Annotated in this window: 20 protein-coding genes; 9 read left to right on the forward strand and 11 right to left on the reverse strand. The window is 34.9% G+C overall.

Going from position 1 to position 19,572, the window contains the following annotated elements; genetic code table 11:
- Positions 1 to 109: 109 nt before the first annotated feature.
- The 7 genes from I6U49_RS01220 to I6U49_RS01250 form a co-directional block, all read right to left on the reverse strand.
- A complete protein-coding gene (locus I6U49_RS01220; protein ID WP_198627274.1) occupies positions 110 to 505 on the reverse strand; it encodes a nuclear transport factor 2 family protein in 396 nt (131 codons plus the stop codon).
- A 7-nt stretch (positions 506 to 512) separates the two neighbouring features.
- Entirely contained in the window at positions 513 to 1,442 is a 930-nt protein-coding gene (locus I6U49_RS01225) for a UDP-3-O-(3-hydroxymyristoyl)glucosamine N-acyltransferase (RefSeq protein WP_198627275.1), read from the reverse strand.
- Positions 1,443 to 1,575: 133 nt separating this feature from the next.
- Positions 1,576 to 2,142, reverse strand: a complete 567-nt coding sequence (gene efp, locus I6U49_RS01230) for an elongation factor P (protein ID WP_193709687.1) — start codon at positions 2,140 to 2,142, stop codon at positions 1,576 to 1,578.
- 11 nt (positions 2,143 to 2,153) lie between these two features.
- Positions 2,154 to 2,939 (reverse strand): acyl-ACP--UDP-N-acetylglucosamine O-acyltransferase, encoded by a 786-nt coding sequence (gene lpxA / locus I6U49_RS01235; protein WP_193709688.1) that lies wholly within the window; start codon positions 2,937 to 2,939, stop codon positions 2,154 to 2,156.
- 5 nt (positions 2,940 to 2,944) lie between these two features.
- Positions 2,945 to 4,345 (reverse strand): bifunctional UDP-3-O-[3-hydroxymyristoyl] N-acetylglucosamine deacetylase/3-hydroxyacyl-ACP dehydratase, encoded by a 1,401-nt coding sequence (locus tag I6U49_RS01240; protein WP_193709689.1) that lies wholly within the window; start codon positions 4,343 to 4,345, stop codon positions 2,945 to 2,947.
- The gene (gene lpxD, locus I6U49_RS01245) at positions 4,335 to 5,363 is read right to left on the reverse strand and encodes a UDP-3-O-(3-hydroxymyristoyl)glucosamine N-acyltransferase (RefSeq protein WP_193709690.1); all 1,029 of its coding nucleotides are present in this window, start codon (positions 5,361 to 5,363) and stop codon (positions 4,335 to 4,337) included. Before lpxD ends, I6U49_RS01240 begins: the two co-directional genes overlap by 11 nt.
- Before the next feature lie 24 nt (positions 5,364 to 5,387).
- Positions 5,388 to 6,617 (reverse strand): HD domain-containing protein, encoded by a 1,230-nt coding sequence (locus I6U49_RS01250; protein WP_198627276.1) that lies wholly within the window; start codon positions 6,615 to 6,617, stop codon positions 5,388 to 5,390.
- A 177-nt stretch (positions 6,618 to 6,794) separates the two neighbouring features.
- On the opposite strand from I6U49_RS01250, the gene porX reads away from it, so the two are divergent.
- The 6 genes from porX to I6U49_RS01280 all read left to right on the forward strand — a co-directional run bounded on the left by porX (position 6,795) and on the right by I6U49_RS01280 (position 11,466).
- The gene (porX, locus tag I6U49_RS01255; RefSeq protein ID WP_198627277.1) at positions 6,795 to 8,345 is read left to right on the forward strand and encodes a T9SS response regulator signal transducer PorX; all 1,551 of its coding nucleotides are present in this window, start codon (positions 6,795 to 6,797) and stop codon (positions 8,343 to 8,345) included.
- An 85-nt stretch (positions 8,346 to 8,430) separates the two neighbouring features.
- The gene (tsaE, locus tag I6U49_RS01260) at positions 8,431 to 8,835 is read left to right on the forward strand and encodes a tRNA (adenosine(37)-N6)-threonylcarbamoyltransferase complex ATPase subunit type 1 TsaE (protein ID WP_198627278.1); all 405 of its coding nucleotides are present in this window, start codon (positions 8,431 to 8,433) and stop codon (positions 8,833 to 8,835) included.
- 281 nt (positions 8,836 to 9,116) lie between these two features.
- Positions 9,117 to 9,263 carry a hypothetical protein gene (locus I6U49_RS01265; protein WP_198627279.1) on the forward strand — a complete coding sequence of 49 codons (147 nt, stop codon included), beginning with the start codon at positions 9,117 to 9,119 and terminating at the stop codon, positions 9,261 to 9,263.
- A gap of 118 nt (positions 9,264 to 9,381) precedes the next feature.
- Positions 9,382 to 9,795 carry a hypothetical protein gene (locus I6U49_RS01270; RefSeq protein ID WP_232804604.1) on the forward strand — a complete coding sequence of 138 codons (414 nt, stop codon included), beginning with the start codon at positions 9,382 to 9,384 and terminating at the stop codon, positions 9,793 to 9,795.
- A gap of 59 nt (positions 9,796 to 9,854) precedes the next feature.
- On the forward strand, positions 9,855 to 11,054 hold the full coding sequence (locus I6U49_RS01275; protein ID WP_198627281.1) for an alanine dehydrogenase: 1,200 nt from the start codon (positions 9,855 to 9,857) through the stop codon (positions 11,052 to 11,054).
- 37 nt (positions 11,055 to 11,091) lie between these two features.
- Positions 11,092 to 11,466 (forward strand): DUF4258 domain-containing protein, encoded by a 375-nt coding sequence (locus I6U49_RS01280; protein ID WP_198627282.1) that lies wholly within the window; start codon positions 11,092 to 11,094, stop codon positions 11,464 to 11,466.
- A 104-nt stretch (positions 11,467 to 11,570) separates the two neighbouring features.
- Here I6U49_RS01280 and bcp read toward each other — a convergent pair whose 3' ends face one another.
- Positions 11,571 to 12,026, reverse strand: coding sequence for a thioredoxin-dependent thiol peroxidase (gene bcp, locus I6U49_RS01285; protein ID WP_198627283.1), 456 nt, complete (start codon positions 12,024 to 12,026; stop codon positions 11,571 to 11,573).
- Between the two features lie 81 nt (positions 12,027 to 12,107).
- Here bcp and I6U49_RS01290 point away from each other — a divergent pair, with 81 nt between their 5' ends.
- On the forward strand, positions 12,108 to 12,764 hold the full coding sequence (locus tag I6U49_RS01290; protein WP_198627284.1) for an endonuclease III domain-containing protein: 657 nt from the start codon (positions 12,108 to 12,110) through the stop codon (positions 12,762 to 12,764).
- Between the two features lie 43 nt (positions 12,765 to 12,807).
- Here the strand turns inward: I6U49_RS01290 and I6U49_RS01295 are convergent, their stop codons facing one another.
- Together I6U49_RS01295 and I6U49_RS01300 are read right to left on the reverse strand one after the other, a co-directional pair.
- Complete coding sequence (locus tag I6U49_RS01295; protein ID WP_198627285.1) at positions 12,808 to 12,960, reverse strand: hypothetical protein; 153 nt, start codon at positions 12,958 to 12,960, stop codon at positions 12,808 to 12,810.
- A gap of 58 nt (positions 12,961 to 13,018) precedes the next feature.
- A complete protein-coding gene (locus tag I6U49_RS01300) occupies positions 13,019 to 13,603 on the reverse strand; it encodes an RNA polymerase sigma factor (RefSeq protein WP_193709701.1) in 585 nt (194 codons plus the stop codon).
- A 237-nt stretch (positions 13,604 to 13,840) separates the two neighbouring features.
- On the opposite strand from I6U49_RS01300, the gene uvrA reads away from it, so the two are divergent.
- Entirely contained in the window at positions 13,841 to 16,627 is a 2,787-nt protein-coding gene (gene uvrA, locus I6U49_RS01305) for an excinuclease ABC subunit UvrA (RefSeq protein WP_198627336.1), read from the forward strand.
- Between the two features lie 195 nt (positions 16,628 to 16,822).
- On the forward strand, positions 16,823 to 18,028 hold the full coding sequence (locus tag I6U49_RS01310) for a hypothetical protein (protein ID WP_198627286.1): 1,206 nt from the start codon (positions 16,823 to 16,825) through the stop codon (positions 18,026 to 18,028).
- Positions 18,029 to 18,108: 80 nt separating this feature from the next.
- On the opposite strand, the gene I6U49_RS01315 is transcribed toward I6U49_RS01310, so the two are convergent.
- Positions 18,109 to 19,572: a polysaccharide biosynthesis C-terminal domain-containing protein gene (locus tag I6U49_RS01315; protein WP_198627287.1), complete on the reverse strand. Its 1,464-nt coding sequence runs from the start codon at positions 19,570 to 19,572 to the stop codon at positions 18,109 to 18,111.

Genomic DNA, 19,572 nt, shown 5'->3' on the forward strand with positions numbered 1-19,572 from the left:
TAAGTTTTTAAAAATGAAAGATAAAGTGATTTATGAAGTTTATTAAGGCTTTAATCTTAAAATTAAGTAAAATTCAAGCCTAAAAATCAGATTATTTGAGAACTCAAAATTAAGTCCATGGACTAACGTCTATTTCTTCACCCAGTTGTGAAATTTGAACACCCTTAAGAAGTTTGTTATCTTTTAATTCCCAAATAGCCATAAAGTGGGCCAGTGGCATTTCTTCGTCGGGATTTTCTATTGTTTTTACATGGTAGGTAAAGTGTATGGCTATTTGATTGTCTTCTTCGACAATCTTTTCCACTTCGGCCTTAAGCGATTCGAAGCTCTTTCCTAGATTATCCCTAAGCTCTAATATTTTGTCGAAATCCAGCTTTTTAAATCCGGTGGTACCGTACCAGGAAAGATTTACATTGGGATGTAAGTAATTGTCTAGAGCTCCTTTTTCGTCTTTAAATAGGGATATATAAAAATTCTCAACAATCTCTTTACTTTGTACGCCCATAAATTTATTATTTTAATTTCTCAAGCAATTTAGGTAATTGCTTTAAAAGTGCCAATTCTTTTAATTTAGCCCTGGCTTCCATCGCTGGGTTTCCTGTATATACTTTGTTTGCTTTAGTAGATTTTGTAATACCGGCCTGCCCCATAAGAACACCACCTTTTTCTACGGTAATTCCGCTACGCATTCCTACCTGCCCCCAAACGGTCACCTCGTCTTCGATAATTACTGCCCCGGCAATCCCTACCTGGCTGGCAATAAGACATCTTTTGCCAATAACCGTATCATGGCCAACCTGTATTAAGTTATCAAGCTTAGTACCCTCTTTTATGGTAGTATCTCCGGTAACACCTTTATCTATAGTGCAATTAGCTCCAATTTCAACATTATCTTCTATTACTACGCGTCCACCAGATCTTAATTTATCAAAGCCTTCTGGTCTTGTTTTATAATAAAAAGCGTCTCCTCCCAAAACAGTTCCGGAATGAATAATTACGTTATTTCCAATAATAGTATTATCGTATATACTAACATTTGAGTGAATTAGGCAATTACTGCCAATCCTTACATTATTGCCAATAAACGTGTTGGGCTGAATATGAGTACCCTTTCCTATTTGAGCCGACTCTGATATAGATTTATCAGCTTTTTTGAAAGGTTTAAAGTACTGAGTAAGCTTATTAAAATCGGAGAAAGGATCTTCTGAAATCAACAAAGCCTTACCTTCGGGACAAGCTAATTTTTTATTAATCAAAATTACAGTAGCAGCCGAATTTAAAGCCTTATCGTAATATTTTGGATGATCTACAAAAACAATATCCCCGGGTGTCACCACATGAATTTCATTCATCCCGGTTACCGGGAAATTAGCGTCACCAATATACTCGGCATCAATAATAGTTGCTATTTGTTGTAAGCTATGTTCCTGGGGAAATTTCATATACTAATTATAAAAAATTAGCCATCCTGCCCCAGTATTTGGGGATTATCTCAGAGTCTAAGCGTTTAATATCTAAACAAACTAGAAGCTGAAACAAGTTCAGTCTGGCCTAAAACTTTTTGAAAGACTAAAATTATTCTTTAATTCTTTCTTTATAAGTTCCTTTATCTGTTTCTACTTTAATTTTATCACCTTCATTTATAAATAAAGGAACATTCACCTCTGCACCTGTCTCTACAGTTGCCGGTTTAGTGGCATTGGTGGCAGTATTTCCTTTTACACCAGGTTCGGTATGTGTTACTTCCAATATTACACTTGCAGGCATTTCTACTGAAAGCGGTGCATTATCTTCGGTATTGATTATTACTGTAACCACTTCACCTTCCTTTAAAAGTTTAGGTTGATCTAAAGCTTGTTCCACCAAACGAATTTGAGTGTAATCCTCCACATTCATAAAATGATAAAATTCATCATCATTATATAGATACTGAAATTTATGAGTTTCTACACGAACATCGTCTATCTTATGTCCCGCTGAAAATGTATTTTCTACAACTTTTCCTGTAGTTACACTTTTTAGTTTGGTACGTACAAAAGCAGGACCTTTTCCGGGTTTTACGTGTAAAAATTCAACTATCTTATAAATATCGTGGTTGTAACGAATGCATAATCCGTTTCTAATGTCACTTGTACTTGCCATTTAAATTTATTTTAATTTGAACTAAAGTATCCTTTCATGATACCTCGTTGTGAGTTTTTAATGAATTCTAAAATTTCGTCTCTTTCTGCCGTTGCTTGCATTTCGGCTTCAATAATAGCTACAGCTTGTGTATTATTATAGTTTCTTTGATAGAGAATTCTAAAAATATCCTGAATTTCCCTAATTTTTTCGGTAGTAAACCCTCTTCTACGCAAACCTATAGAATTGATCCCAACATAAGATAAAGGCTCCCTTCCCGCTTTAACAAACGGAGGAACATCTTTTCTAACCAAAGAGCCTCCTGTTACAAAGGCGTGTCTTCCAATACTGCAAAATTGCTGAATTGCCGCCATACCTGCCAATACTACGTGGTCTCCCACATTTATATGGCCGGCGAGCGTACTGTTATTAGAAAAGATACAATTATCGCCCACAATACAATCGTGCGCAATATGGCAATAAGCCATTATCCAACAGTTTTTCCCGATTACGGTTTTCATTCGGTCTGTAGTCCCCCTATTAATGGTTACACATTCTCGAATAGTAGTATTATCACCAATAACCGTAATAGTATCTTCATCATCAAATTTTTTATCCTGCGGAATGGCAGAAATAACGGCTCCCGGAAAAATACTACAATTCTTTCCTATTCGGGCACCTTCCATTATAGTTACGTTAGACCCTATCCAGGATCCCTCGCCTATCACTACATTATTATGAATAGTGGTAAAAGGTTCTATTACTACGTTCTTAGCAATTTTGGCTCCGGGATGTACGTAAGCTAAAGGCTGGTTCATATAATTTATTTTGATTTTACAATTTGCGCCATTAATACGGCCTCGGTGGCTAATTTTCCGTTTACATAAGCAGAGCCTTGCATTTGGCAAATTCCCCGGCGAATAGGCGCAAGTAATTCTAATTTAAATATTAAAGTATCTCCAGGTACTACCTGTTGTTTAAATCTTACATTATCTATTTTCATAAAATAAGTAAGGTAATTTTCTGGGTCTGGAACAGATTTCAATGCCAAAATACCACCAGTTTGAGCCATTGCTTCTACCTGAAGTACACCCGGCATTACAGGTTTTCCGGGGAAATGCCCCACAAAGAAAGGCTCATTCATGGTTACGTTCTTTAAACCAATCACGCAACTATCGGTACAGCTATAAATTTTATCAACTAAAAGGAATGGTGAGCGATGCGGCAAAATATCCATAATGGCATTCACATCCATTAAAGGCTTTTGATCCAAATCTATTTTTGGAACATTATTCCTTTTTTCAGTTTTAATTATTTTAGATAGTTTTTTAGCAAACTCGGTATTTACATAATGTCCCGGCTTATTGGCAATTACTTTTCCACGAATACGTGTACCTATAAGTGCCAAATCTCCCAAAACATCTAAAAGCTTATGTCGTGCTGCCTCATTAGGATAATGCAGCGTTAAATTATCAAGAATTCCATTAGGCTTAACGGAAATATCATCTTTTTCAAAAGCCTTTCTTAGTTTCTTTAAGGTATCTTCGTTTATCTCTTTATCTACATAAACAATAGCATTGTTTAAATCACCTCCTTTAATTAATCCGTGGTCTAAAAGTGCTTCAAGTTCATGTAAAAAGCTAAACGTTCTTGCATTAGCAATTTCATCCTTAAATTCTGAAAGATGGTTAATCGAAGCGTTTTGAGTGCCCAGTACTTCTGTGCCAAAGTCTACCATAGCAGTGACCTGGTACTCTTCTGATGGCATCACGATAATTTCGCTTCCACTTTCTTCATCATGATAAGAAATCACCTGATCTACTATATACTCTTCCCTTTCTGCTTCCTGGCTAACTATTCCTGCTTTCTCTAAAGCTTCTACAAAAAACTTTGAAGAACCATCCATAATTGGTGGCTCTGAAGCATCTAACTCAATTAAAATATTATCTATATCAAGCCCTACACAAGCTGCAAGCACATGCTCTGAGGTTTGAATTTTCACCCCATTTTTCTCAAGGTTCGTCCCTCTTCTTGTATTCACTACATAGCTTACATCTGCTTCTATCTGAGGTTCTCCCTCCAGATCCATTCTTTTAAAAACATAACCGGTATTTTCCGGACCAGGTTTAAAGGTCATTTTCACTTTCTGACCGGTATGCAGCCCAACCCCTTCAAGGGAAACCTCCCTATCTATAGTATGTTGTTTCGCCTGTTTATATGCCATTTTTAATCTTTTTTTCTAATTGGTTAAGTGTATCTATAGTTTTAGGTAAGTTTTTAAAATGCACGTAAGATTTATTAAAATCTCCGTAACCAAAGGCTGGAGAGCCTTGCAACATTTCATCATCTTTCACATTTCGGCCAATACCAGCCTGAGCCTGTATTTTCACCCTATCTCCTATTTGAAGGTGACCAACAATACCAACCTGCCCTCCAATTAAGCAATTTTTACCAATTTTAGTAGAACCGGCTATGCCTGTTTGTGCCGCTATGGCCGTATGAGAACCAATTTCTACATTATGGGCAATTTGAATTTGGTTATCTAATTTCACACCTTCTCTTATAATTGTAGATCCTAAGGTTGCACGGTCTATAGTGGTCCCGGCACCAATATCTACATGATCTTCAATTATCACGTTTCCAATTTGGGGTACTTTTGTATACTTCCCATCTTCTCCCGGACTAAAACCAAATCCATCGGCTCCAACAATAACTCCGCTATGAATAACACAATTATTACCCACAATGGTTTCAGAATAAATTTTCACCCCCGGGAAAACAATTACATTATCCCCTATTTCCACATTGTCCCCAATATAAACGTTCGGATAAAGCTTTACATTGTCCCCAATTTTTACGTTTTCACCAATATAGGCAAAAGCACCTATATAAATATTTTCTCCAAATTTCGCCGAATCAGACAGGAAACTCGGTTGTTCAATTCCCTTTTTGTTCAGTTTAATTTGATTGTAATATTCCAGCAAGGTAGAAAATGCTTTATAAGCATCTTTCACCTTAATTAACGTAGTGTTTATAGGTTCTTCGGCTACAAAATCACTATTAACTATTGCGATAGAAGCCTGTGTAGAATATATATATGAAGTATATTTAGGATTGCTTAAAAAGGTTAGGGAACCTTCGCCTCCTTCTTCAATTTTAGCTAATTCTGATACTTCTACATCGGGGTTACCCTCAATTTCTCCCTCAAGTATCTCTGCTATTTGTGCTGCTGTAAATTTCATTCTGGCAAAAATAAAAAAAAAGTGTTAATGTTTGGCCTTCGGATAACACATATAATACTTAATCACGGTTTTTGAAAGCGCTTTTAGGTTCAATTGATCCGATGCTTTCGCTACATCGCTAATCTTCCCATTCTTATGTAAAATGTTAATATTGTTATTTTCGCTTTTATAAGCGGTATTGGTAACCTCCCCACTAAATACAAAATATGCTGCTTCTTCGGCCGATACATTTGCTTTTTCCTGAAAAGCTTGCCGGCGTTTTTCTAACTTTTCAACAGATGGTTTCTTCTTTTTAATCTTCACCTTCAACAGGTCCCGGTTAATGATCATTTTACATAAATTAGACAATACAAAGTCGTCGTGATCTTGCCATTCTTTCATTGCAGAGACAATATCATAATCGTCTAAACGCGCAAAAACCGATAAAGTTTGAGAAATGAAGTCTTGCGGCCCAATTCTGTTATGCAGAAAATAAGAAAGAGATTTACTTGCGTTCAAGTCTTCCCCTTTTTCAACCAATTCCTTCGCCCGTTTTAACATTCTAATTAAAAGTTGCTCTGCCACCAAACTGGTTTTATGCAAATATACCTGCCAATACATTAATCTTCTGGCCACTAAAAATTTTTCTACCGAATAAATCCCCTTTTCTTCAATCACCAAATCATCATTAACCACATTCAGCATTGCAATAAGTCGCTCACTGTTTATATTTCCTTCAGCAGCACCGGTATAAAAACTATCTCGTCTCAAATAGTCTAAACGATCCATATCCAATTGACTGGAGATTAATTGATTTAAAAATCTGCGGCTGTAGGTACCGCGAAAAATCTGCAAAGCCAACGTTAAACTTTGGTTAAAGTCACGATTCATTTCTTCCATAAAAAGCAAAGAAATATTTTCGTGGTCTACCCCTTCCACAATACTATGTTCCATGGCGTGTGAAAATGGACCGTGACCTATATCGTGAAGTAAAATAGCAATTTGCAGGGCCTCTTCTTCGTCTTCAGAAATCACAACCCCTTTGTAGCGAAGCACTTGAACTGCTTTTTGCATTAAATGCACACAACCTAGAGCATGATGAAACCGGGTATGATGAGCACCGGGGTAGACGAGGTATGACATTCCCATTTGAGAAATTCTGCGTAAACGCTGAAAATAGGGATGTTCAATTATACTAAAGATTCGCTCACTGGGGATGGTAATAAATCCGTAAATTGGATCGTTTAATATTTTAAGTTTATTAGTAGCAGTCAAACTTTTTATCGTGTTAATTCAAAACAAATATACATATATAGAGTTGGGGAGTATAAAAAGCACTACATAAGTTGTAAAAAACTGCAACTCTATAACAATTTATAGGAATTCACGAGTATTAAAGTCGCAAATTTAAAAAAGAGATCAAAACTCAGTTAACGCATAAAAATATAAAGAATGAATAAAATAAAAATACTTTGGGTAGATGATGAAATAGATCTACTAAAACCACATATTCTATTTCTTGAATCTAAAGATTATGAAGTAACCACCAGCCAAAGTGGGACTGAAGCTTTAGAGCAAATAGAAGAAGAGAGCTTTGATATCGTTTTTCTTGATGAGAATATGCCGGGACTTACCGGTCTTGAAACACTTGCTGAAATAAAAGAAAAAAGGGAAAATCTTCCTATTGTAATGATTACAAAAAGTGAGGAGGAATATATTATGGAAGAAGCTATTGGCTCTAAAATAGCCGATTACCTCATAAAGCCGGTAAATCCCAATCAAATTCTACTTAGTATAAAAAAGAATTTAGACCATTCCCGACTTATTTCTGAAAAAACAACATCAAATTACCAACAGGAGTTTAGAAAGATTGCCATGGACCTAAGTCAGGTAAATACGTTTGAAGAATGGGGCGAACTTTATCAAAAATTAATCTATTGGGAGCTACAGCTTGAAGACCTGGAAGATAGTGGTATGTTCGAAATTTTAGAATCACAAAAAAATGAAGCAAATACCCAATTTTGTAAATTTATAGACAAAAATTATACAGACTGGTTCGAAAATAGCGTTGAGGCGCCTATAATGTCCCACACCATTTTTAAAGAGAAGATTATCCCTGAAATTTCCAAAGATCAACCTACATTACTTGTTGTAGTAGATAATTTAAGATACGACCAATGGAAAGCATTAGAGCCGGTAGTAGCTAATTACTACAAAAAAGAAAAAGAAGAACCTTACTTTAGTATTTTACCTACCGCAACACAGTACGCCCGTAACGCTATGTTTTCTGGTTTAATGCCAGCCGATATGGAAAAAAGGTTTCCGCAATATTGGAAAAACGATACAGATGAAGGCGGAAAAAACAACCATGAAGCCGAGTTTTTAGAAGAGCAATTGAAAAGGTTAGGAAAAACCTTTAAACATGAATATCATAAAATTACAAGTTTAAAAGGTGGGAAAAAACTTGCTGAAAACTTTAAAACCCAAAAGGATAACGATCTTACAGTTGTGGTTTACAACTTTGTAGATATGCTATCACATTCTAAAACAGAAATGGAAGTAATTAAGGAATTGGCTTCCAACGATAAGTCTTATAGATCCTTAACTCATAGTTGGTTTAAAAATTCGCCTCTACTAGATATTATTCTACAGGCAAAACAATTAGGATTTAAATTAATTCTTACCACAGACCATGGTACGATAAACGCAAAAAATCCATCAAAAGTTATAGGTGACAAGAATACCAGTTTAAATTTAAGATATAAAACGGGTAAAAGCCTCACTTATGAAGAAAAAGATGTTTTGGCTATTTCAAACCCTAAAAGTATTCATTTACCCAGTATAAATATGAGTAGCTCTTTTATTTTTGCTAAAGGAGACCTCTTTTTTGCATATCCCAATAATTACAATCATTATGTTAGTTATTACCGGAACACCTACCAACACGGCGGTGTATCCTTAGAGGAAATGATCATTCCTTTTGTTGTATTAACCCCAAAATAAACACATTAAACACTGATTTACAGTAAATTATAGGGGATATAAAATTATTCCCTATCTTTGTTATGCCAAAAATCTTTTTTTGAAAATGTCTATAACCTACAATTTAGCCCAAATTGACGAGGCTGTTCAATTTATATTAAATCATACAAAAAGTAAGGTCTTACTTTTTTATGGTGAGATGGGTGCAGGTAAAACCACTCTTATAAAATCTTTAACTGCAGCCTTAAAAAGTATAGATAAGGTATCTAGCCCCACGTTTTCGTTAGTCAACGAATATCACACCCCCCAGGAAAATATTTATCATTTCGATTTTTATAGATTAAAAGACGAAAATGAAGCTTTAGATATAGGTATTGAAGAGTATTTGAGCTCCAATAATTGGATTTTTATTGAATGGCCACAAAATATTAGTAGCTTTTTAGAAAATGAATTTCAAAAAGTGGAAATTTCAGCTATAGATAAAAAAACTAGATTGTTAAATTTGTGTTAATAAAAACCAAATGCTTTCTTAAATTGACTAAAAAGCTTTGTGTTAGCTGCAACAGATAATTTTGTTATAGTTCAAAATTAAAAACCGCAAAAAAACAATATAATTTTAAATTATAGTTATTTATTTTTTATTAGTATAAAATATATTTTGTTGAAATATCCTCATTTTTTTGCTTAAAAAAAGCTGCAAAAGTACGATTAATGTATTAATTTTTAGCGTTTTATATTTCCCTAGGTTTGCTTCAGTAAACAAAACGAAATAACAATTTAAAACCCTATATTATGAAACTTAAAGCATTACTTTTTACAGCAGCAATTTTTGGAGCAAGTTTTTTTGTAACTTCAACTTCTGATAACGATAACAATAATGACCAACTCAAAGAACAAGCTGTCGACAGATCAACAATCAAAATTCCTGCTGCTGGGTAGCATTATAGCGCTTACTATAGCGTTTTCACCTTATATATTTTATTTATATGAAATTTTCCCAAACGGTAAGGTTTGGGAAAATTCTTTTTTTACCTACGAAAGTCTTTATTATGAAAATGTGATGACCGCAGCATGGACCTATCTTGGTAAAATTGTTCCACTTTTTCTTCTTTTTATATGGTTTTTTACCTGTAAACATTGGTGGTATCATGCTATTTTAATTCCTATTGCAATGTATTCCTACCAATTAGTTATAAGTATTTATCAAGATGTCTACTTAAGAGTAGACCCGTTGGATACCAATCAACTAATTTATTTGGCCCCATTTTTTATACTTATCCTTTCTATTGTTTATCTAATTCGAATAAAGATATTTGATCGTGTCTACGGCATCGATCTTAGCGAGATTGATGAGACCGATGTTTCTGTATTTTCTTCTGTTTCTGAAACCGATAGGCGCCAATTAAAATCCTTCCAAAATGAAAAAGAATATTGGGAGCCCACCGAAGAAGATTATTATAGCCGACTTTAATCAGGGCTATTTTTAAAAATAGTTGTAATTTTCCTATTATAAAGTTTTAGCACCTAAATATGGGCAAACAAGTCTCGCCTTTTACCAAAGAACAATTAATTCCGCAGGAGGAAACCCTGGAAATGTATAAGAATAAGGGAGAATTGTTTATAGGAATTCCCAAAGAAACTTCTTACCAGGAAAAGCGAATTTGCTTAAGTCCTGACGCTGTGGCAGCAATAACCGCTCACGGCCATAGGGTAATGATAGAATCTGGGGCTGGAAAATGGGCACGCTTCAGTGATAAGGATTATGCAAATGCCGGTGCAGAAATTACCACAAACACTAAAAAGGTATTCTCCTGCCCTACTATATTAAAGATTGAACCTCCTTCCATTAAAGAACTTGATTTAATAAATCCGCAAACAATTTTAATTTCCGCACTTCAACTTAAGACCCAGTGCAAAGAGTATTTCCAAAAATTAGCTTCAAAAAGAATAACGGCCCTTGGGTTTGAATTTATAAGGGACGATGACGGCAGTTATCCTATTGTTAGAGCTTTAAGTGAAATTGCAGGTACTGCTTCTGTTTTAATTGCTTCTGAAATTATGAGCAATAATGTTAACGGAAACGGTTTAATGTTTGGCAACATTAGCGGTGTTCCCCCTGTAGAAGTAGTTATTCTAGGAGCAGGCACTGTTGGTGAGTTTGCAGCCAGATCGGCTTTGGGGTTGGGAGCAGGAATAAAAGTTTTTGATAGCTCTCTTACCCGACTACGAAATATTCAGGCTAACCTAAATCAAACTTTTTATACATCAACTATTCAGCCCAAAAATCTAACAAAAGCAATAAAACGTTGTGATGTTCTTATTGGTGCAGTTCGGGGCAAGAATCGTTCTCCGGTTCTTATAACAGATGATATGGTTAGTACTATGAAACGTGGGGCTGTAATTATAGATGTAAGTATAGATATGGGGGGCTGCATAGAAACCAGTGAAATTACAACTCACGATAAGCCTATTTTCACCAAACATAATGTACTGCATTACTGCGTTCCAAATATCCCTTCTAGATATGCCAGAACATCCTCGCTCTCAATAAGTAACATTTTCACGCCCTATCTACTGCATATTGCCGAGGAAGGTGGTATAGAAAACACCTTACGTTTTGATAAAGGTTTACGAAATGGTTTGTATTTTTACCACGGAATTTTAACAAATAAATCTATAGCCGACTGGTTTGATCTTTCTTACAGAGATATTAATCTCCTTATTTTTTAGAATAATTTATAACCAGGGCCTCTTCAAACTATTTTAAATGAAATTAATTCATAGAATTGGATATTTCTCTGTTGGATTATTCTTTGGGATAATGCTTTTACTCTTTTTTTTGGGTGGTAAAAAAACCTCTTGTGACTATTCACCAAATGACCGGGTATTAAAAAATATAAAGATAAAAGAACGCGCATTTTCTGCGGAAGCTTTTAATTATTTTGAAACAAATAAATTAGATACTGCTCTGGTTTCTGAAAGCTTAGAAAATGGTAATGTAGATTTTAGCCGAAGCAATACGGAAGGCAAACCCTGTAATGTTTACCTAATCACCAATAAAGTTAAAGAAGCAATACTTGAGCTGCAAATAGAAAACTGCGATAGTACAGCTACTATTCGCCGTGCAATCTTAATTCAGTAAACTAACTCGGGGCAAGCCTTGGGATATTAAACCCTTTGGCGGTGCCGAGAAAAAAGAGTTTGTCATTCTGTTTTTGACAAACTCTTTTTTGCTTAAAAGCCATACTACTCAGAAAGAATTTGATCTGTATGGGCTTTGGTTTTTACTTTTTTAATCACTTCTTCAATTTTACCGTCTTCATCTATTATAAAAGTAGTACGGTGTATCCCGTCATATTCCTTTCCCATAAACTTTTTAGGTCCCCACACCCCGTAAGCCTGGATTACTTCCTTATCTTCATCGGCCAAAAGTGGAAAAGGAAACTCATATTTAGTTTTAAAGTTAGATTGTCTTTTTTGAGTATCGGCACTAACTCCCAGGATAGCATAGCCTTTTTCCTGAAAACGCTCCCAATTATCTCTAAGATTACAGGCTTCGGCAGTACAGCCCGGTGTACTTGCCTTCGGGTAAAAAAACAAAACCAATTTTTTCCCTTTAAAATCTGATAATTTAATCGTATTTCCATCCTGATCTGCTACTGAAAAATCTGGGGCCTTATCCCCGACTTCTAATGTTGTCATAATTTCTATTTTTGTATCTATTAAATCGCGGATATTTTCCAGCGATATACTAATTTCAGTGATTGAGTAAATTTAAACAATATGACCAAACAAGAAAAGGTAGAATTTGTAATTAATACCTTAAATGATATTTATCCCGAAATACCTATTCCGTTAGATCACAAAGACCCTTACACCTTATTAATTGCGGTTTTGCTATCAGCCCAAAGTACCGATGTAAAAGTTAACCAAATCACTCCCAAACTTTTTGAAATAGCCGACAATCCAAAGGCTATGGTAAAACTTTCGGTAGAAGAAATTAGGGACATAATTAAGCCGGTTGGCCTCTCCCCTATGAAGTCTAAAGGAATTTATGGATTATCTAAAATTCTTTTAGAAGAACATAACGGTCAGGTTCCCGTTAGTTTCGAAGCACTTGAGGCTTTACCGGCGGTGGGCCATAAAACGGCTAGTGTAGTAATGGCGCAGGCATTTAATGTTCCTGCCTTTCCGGTAGACACGCATATTCACAGGTTAATGTATCGTTGGAATTTAAGCAACGGCAAAAATGTAGCTCAAACAGAAAAGGATGCTAAACGTTTATTTCCAAAAGACCTTTGGAACAAACTTCATTTGCAAATTATTTGGTATGGCCGGCAATACTCACCGGCAAGGGGCTGGGACTTGGAAAAAGATATTATAACCAAAAAAATAGGTAGAAAAACCGTAATTAATGATTATTATAAAAAGAAAAAATAATCAAGAAAAAGACCTGTTTGCAAACAGGTCTTTTTCTTGATTTCTAATTGAGAATGCTTTCAAATTTAATTCCCTGAAAATCTACAATTCTTAAATTTTTTGAATAGTTCAAAAGAAACTGTATGGTTTCTTTTGAAGGTTCTAAATTCTTCAACTCATCCTTTTTAGATTGTTTTTTAGTGTAAAGTTTCCTCATGAGATATTTTTTGCGTTGGTTTCTTATTTTAACGCAATCTTTTGAGGAATATTATAAATTAGTTTGTTAAAACAAGATTATGTTTCTCAATTATTTTTCGAAGATTAATTAAAGCGTAGCGCATTCTTCCCAAAGCAGTGTTTATGCTTACTCCGGTTCGCTCAGAGATTTCTTTAAAACTCATGTCTTTATAAATTCTCATGGTAAGAACTTCCAATTGATCTTCGGGCAGCTCTTTTATAAGCTCCTTTACATCGTTTTCTATCTGATCTTTAATAATTTGTGTTTCAGCATTTAAATCTGAGTCACTTAAAACCGAAAAAATATTAAAGTCGCCGCTATTATCAAATTTAGGCATTCGCTTATTTTTTCTAAAATGATCTATTACCAAATTATGTGCTATACGCATTACCCAGGGTAAAAATTTACCCTCTTCATTGTATTTTCCTTTTTTTAAGGTTTTAATCACTTTTATAAATGTATCCTGAAAAATATCTTCAGCAACATCGCGATCAAAAACTTTAGAAAAAATAAAACTGTAAATTCGGTGTTGGTGTCTGTTAATAAGGGTACTTAGTGCGGCTTCGTTTCCATTCATGTAGTTGCGTACAAGAACAGCGTCAGTAATTTCAACGTTATTCATATTAGTTACTTTTGTTCAGGATGGTAGGGGCTCCCGAGGTTAGGTTATTTAGTTTTTAAAAGTAACTTTATGCGATAGGCGAGTGTTTTTTATTAAAAATCAACGGCCAAATATAGTAAGATATCTGCTACAAAAGCAAACAAAAGTTTAAAATTTTAACAATACAATAAGATTTTCAGGGCTTTAAAGCCTGCTGCTTATTAAGTATCTTTGCATCCCTGAACTAGAAAAATGAGCATGAATATTGACGTTGCCAAGGTAAATCCTAAGGAGAATATTATTATAAAAGGTGCAAAACTGCACAATCTTAAAAATATAAATGTAGTAATTCCCAGAAATAAATTGGTGGTCATTACTGGACTTTCCGGTTCCGGGAAATCCAGCTTAGCTTTTGATACTTTATATGCAGAAGGCCAACGTAGATATGTTGAAAGTCTATCTTCCTACGCCCGCCAGTTTTTAGGCAGGTTAAACAAACCCAAAGTAGATTACATAAAAGGAATTGCTCCCGCTATTGCCATAGAACAAAAGGTAAACTCTACCAATCCCCGTTCTACCGTAGGAACTTCCACCGAAATTTACGATTACCTTAAACTGCTTTTTGCCAGAATTGGAAAAACCTACTCTCCCATCTCCGGTAACCAGGTAAAAAGAGACAGGGTTGCCGATGTTATAGACCATGTTAAAACTTTCGATGAACGTGAAAAGTTATTGCTTTTGGCACCCATTCATATTGAAGAAGGCCGTACACTTTCAGAAAAAATAAAAGTTTTAGCCCAGCAGGGTTATAGCCGTATCAAGCTTAAAGATAAGGTGCTAAGGATAGATGAAGCTAATCTTAAAAAGGCTAAGCCCGAAAATGCTTTATTAGTGGTAGACCGAATTATCACAAAAGATGAAGAAGATTTTTACAACAGGCTGGCCGATGCTACCGATGCTGCCTTCTTTGAGGGCAAGGGCGAACTTTATATTGAAAGCTTAAAATCGGGAGAAAAGAGACATTTTAGCAATAAATTTGAACTGGATGGGATGAGTTTTCTAGAGCCCAATGTTCATTTATTCAGTTTCAACAACCCTTATGGCGCCTGCCCTACCTGCGAGGGTTATGGGGATGTTATAGGTATTGATGAAGCCCTGGTAATTCCTAATACCGGACTTTCAATTTACGAAAATGCAATTTTTCCCTGGCGCGGTGACAGTATGAGTTGGTACCGGGATCAATTGATCAATAATTCGCATAAATTCGATTTTCCAATTCATAAGCCATGGTTTCAGCTTACGCAAGAACAAAAAGATTTAGTTTGGAATGGAAATAAACATTTTGAAGGTTTAAACGATTTCTTTCAATTTTTAGAAAGTAAGGCTTATAAAATTCAAAATAGGGTAATGCTTTCCCGCTACCGCGGAAAAACACGTTGCGCAACCTGTAAAGGAAAACGCTTAAGACCCGAGGCAGATTATGTAAAGATAGATAAGCATAGCATCACCGACCTTGTAGAAAAACCTTTAGATAAGGTTAGGGAGTTTTTTGATAAGCTTACATTAAATGAATACGATCAACAAATAGCTAAAAGGCTATTAACTGAAATTAGGAACAGGCTTAAATTCCTATCGGAAGTTGGTTTAGATTACCTTACTTTAAATAGGAAATCCAATAGTCTTTCTGGTGGGGAATCGCAACGAATTAACCTGGCAACTTCGTTAGGGAGTAGCTTAGTAGGATCTATGTATATTTTAGATGAACCTTCTATTGGTTTGCACCCTCGCGATACAGAACGTTTAATTGGAGTGCTACAAAACTTGAGAGATCTTGGCAATACTGTAATTGTGGTAGAGCACGATGAAGATATTATGAGCGCTGCCGATGAAATTATTGATATAGGCCCCGAAGCAGGAACCCACGGTGGTGAAGTTGTGGCTACGGGAACATTAAAACAAATTCTAAAATCTAAATCGCTCACCGCACAATATCTTAATGGAAAAGAGGAAATTTCGGTGCCCGAAAGCCGTAGAGAAGCTTCCGGTGAAATTAGGCTTTTGGGAGCTAGAGAGCATAACCTTCAAAATATAGATGTAACTTTTCCGCTTCAAACATTTACGGCAATCACAGGTGTTTCCGGTAGCGGTAAAAGTACACTGGTTAAAAAAATATTATATCCTGCAGTACAAAAGAAAATTGGAGGTTATGGAGAAAAAGCCGGGCAATACACCGATATTGAAGGAGATTTTAAAAATCTTGGAAGCGTAGAATATATAGACCAAAATCCTATTGGTAGATCTTCGCGCTCCAATCCGGTAACTTATATTAAGGCCTACGACGATATTAGAAACCTTTTTGCCGATCAAAAATTATCGAATATTAGAGGTTTTAAGCCTAAACATTTCTCATTTAATGTTGAAGGCGGCCGCTGTGAAGTTTGTAAAGGTGAAGGTGAAGTAACCATAGAAATGCAGTTTATGGCCGATGTTCATTTAGAATGCGAGGCCTGTAACGGAAAACGCTTTCAAAAAGATGTGCTGGAAGTTCAGTTTGAAGGAAAAAATATAGACGATGTGTTGAATATGACCATTGACGATGCTACTCATTTTTTTGCCGAACACAAGCTAGACAAGATCGTTAGAAAATTAAAACCTTTACAGGATGTGGGGTTGGGTTATGTTCAATTAGGCCAAAGCTCTTCTACCCTTTCCGGTGGAGAAGCACAGCGAATAAAACTAGCTTCATTTTTAGTAAAAGGGGCAACCAAAGAAAAAGCCCTGTTTATTTTTGATGAACCAACTACAGGGCTTCATTTTCATGATATTAAAAAGTTACTAAAATCCTTTAATGCCCTTATTAAAAAAGGACACAGCCTGGTAGTAATAGAACATAATATGGATTTGGTAAAGTGTGCCGATTATATAATTGATATTGGCCCGGGCGGTGGAGTTAACGGCGGAAATATTGTTGCTACCGGAACCCCGGAAGAATTAATCAAATCTAAAAATTCGGTTACAGCAAAATATCTAAAAGAGAAATTATAAAGATTATTGTTTCAGAAAAATTTATTTCTTAATTGCAGTTTTATTAAATATTCGATATCTAAACAATTGATTTACAATAAAAAAACCTCTAAAATAAGCTTTTTTTAGAGGTTTCCCTTTTTTTGGCACGTGGTTTGTATTTTATGAAGTAATTCTCACCGAGAGTTTTCTTTAGATCACTTAAAAACGCAAACTATGAAAAATATCACCTTTTTAATCAGCTTTTTATTTATTGGCCTTTCGGCTAAAGCTTCTGAGTCTATAATTCATAGAGCTTATAATGATGCTTTTATTTTTATTGAGAATGGTGTTGAGTTTGCCGTTTATCCTAACGGGGAATTTGATTTTTATTACAACCCCGATTTCAGAAGCTCAAGTGTTATAAATATTTCTACGCCAAATATGAATATTAGTTATAATTCAGGTTATAATTATGATGCTTATGTTCAATATGACGATTATGGTGCTGTAATTCAAATTGAAAGTGTTCCTATTTATTATGATTATTACGGAAGAATAATAAGAGCAGGTAATGTTTTTATAGATTATAACCGTCGCGGCCATATTGCAAGAGTTGGAGGTTTATATATTCACTACAACCGTTTTAACCGAATCACCAATTATACCGGGTTTATAAACCACTATAATAGCAGTTATGTTTACAGACCCTGGCATAGGTATTATTCCAGGCCAAGAAGCAGTGTAAGTATTGTTTTTGGTAAACCTTACCGGGCTTATTATCAACCAAATCGCGTTACTTATGTGCAGCATGTAAGTTATTACAATAACTATTATACTAAAAACGTGCATCAAAACTTTTACAGGCCAAATCAAAAGAGGGTCTCCTATAATAAAGGAAGAACAACTTCTGGTAAACGTGATTTAAGAAAGATTAGGAATAAAGAAGCTGAATTTGCTTCCAGGGGAAATAGCCGGAGAAGTAATATAAAAGCTCAAAGATCTAATGTTGCTAAGTCCAGAGAAAACATTACGAGATCTAAACGAAATACAAGTATTAGGGCACGCGAAAACAATGTAAGATCTTATAGAGGTACAGCCAATAGAACTGCTGTGAAAAACAACAGAACACGTTCTAAAACTGAAGCAAGAAAAGTAGGTAGGGAGTCAAGGAATACTGCAATAAACAGGAGGTCTAATTCCAGAAAAGTGAATGCTTCCGGTAGAAATAGCAGAACTGTAAAAAGTACCCCTACAAGACGCTCCAGTAGCGCCACTAAAGCTTCTTCTGCAAGAGAATCAAGAACTACTACCAGAAGAGCCGGTAATAGAAATAGTAATACAAGAGCGGTAAAAAGCAGTAATAATAAAAGATCTTCTGCTAGAACATCAAATTCTTCTTCACGAGGAAGAAGTTCGGCACGGAATGTGGATAGAAGATAATAAAGAATTCATAATTTAATTTTTTGGTTGGTTAGTTGGAAACCCCTTGAAGCTTCATAAGTTTCGGGGGTTTCCCGTTTTTAAGAGATCTTAATTTTTAAAACCTTATTAATTATACTATTTACTTCCGAAGAAAAATTCAGAAAATAGGCTAAAACTATATAAGTAACTCCTATTAAAATAGATTTAAGAATAATATTTAATACGGGATGAAAATTAAAGTCCCAGAAATAAAAACCAAGGGATAATAAAACTCCAATTAGTAGAATAAGCCAGGTTTTAGAAGTAAAAGGAAGGAAATTAAATTTTTTATGTACCAGCCATATTTTAATTGAATTATAAATAAAAAAAGCTATAAAACTGGCTATAGCGGCTCCTTCTATTCCAAGAGCAGGAATAAAGACCAGATTTAGTATAAAAGCCAGTAATACCAGAAGAACGCCAATAAAAAGTACTATTCTGTAATAATCTGAATTAAAAAGAATGCTGTTATTGTTCCCCAGGAGATTATCGTAAAGTTTCACCAAAGAGATCAACAAAACCACCAGAATACTTAATTGATACTCATCTGGAATTAGCTCATAGAGTTGGTTTACATTGGTAATTATCAGAATAAAAATTAATAAACTTATAATCAATAAATTTAAAGAGCTCCTTTTATACAAATCTTTAAGGCCATTAGTATTTTTTGTATTAAGAAATTCAGCTGTCATGGGGTTTGTAATTTGGTGCATTGCCTTTTGCGGCACCGAAATAACCGTTGCAATATAAATGGCAATTCCATAAATAGCTACATTTTCAATAGGCATAAAATATTCTATCATTACTTTATCCAGATCTAGTAAGGCCGTGGCAACAGATGCGGCGATAAGGATTAGGGATGTATACTTTAAAACCGGAGACAATTGCTTAGGAAATTTAAAATCAAGTTTTGGAAAATGAAGCGAGAACGCATAGATTTTCATAGCAATTAGTCTCAATACAAAAACCCCGGCAATGCAATAGATAAATTGATGCACTGTAATCCACTTAAAATAAACCGCCAACAGTAACAAACTAATACAAAACCTATGAAATACTTCTTTCATAAAATTCCCGAAAACACTTTTGTAATAAAGCTTAGACCATGCAAAGAAAATTTCAAAATAAGAAGTGGCCAGGGCAATTAGAAAAATCAACCATATATAAGGCCTTACAAGTCCATTGCCTTCTGTAAAATAATCAATTAAAAAAGAATAATTTATAAAGCCAATTAGGCCTAAAACACTAGCAACCAACAAGGGCAAAAACAAGACTAAATTTAAGAGTCGGTCTTTTTCTTGTCTTGTTTTATAAAAACTAAAGAATTTTATAAGGGTGCTATGTACGCCAAAAGCCATAAACGGCCATAATAAACTAGCCGCCGAAAGTAAAAAAGTGACTAAGCCGTAATATTCCTGTTCTAAAAAATAAGTGAATAAAAACAGGGTGTTTACCGCCCCAATTGCAAAACCAAAATAGGTAGTAATTAGGTTCTTAAACGATTGCTTTATAATTACCCCCAT

Origin of the sequence: Salegentibacter maritimus (assembly GCF_016236915.1) — a bacterium.
Taxonomy (GTDB): domain Bacteria; phylum Bacteroidota; class Bacteroidia; order Flavobacteriales; family Flavobacteriaceae; genus Salegentibacter; species Salegentibacter maritimus.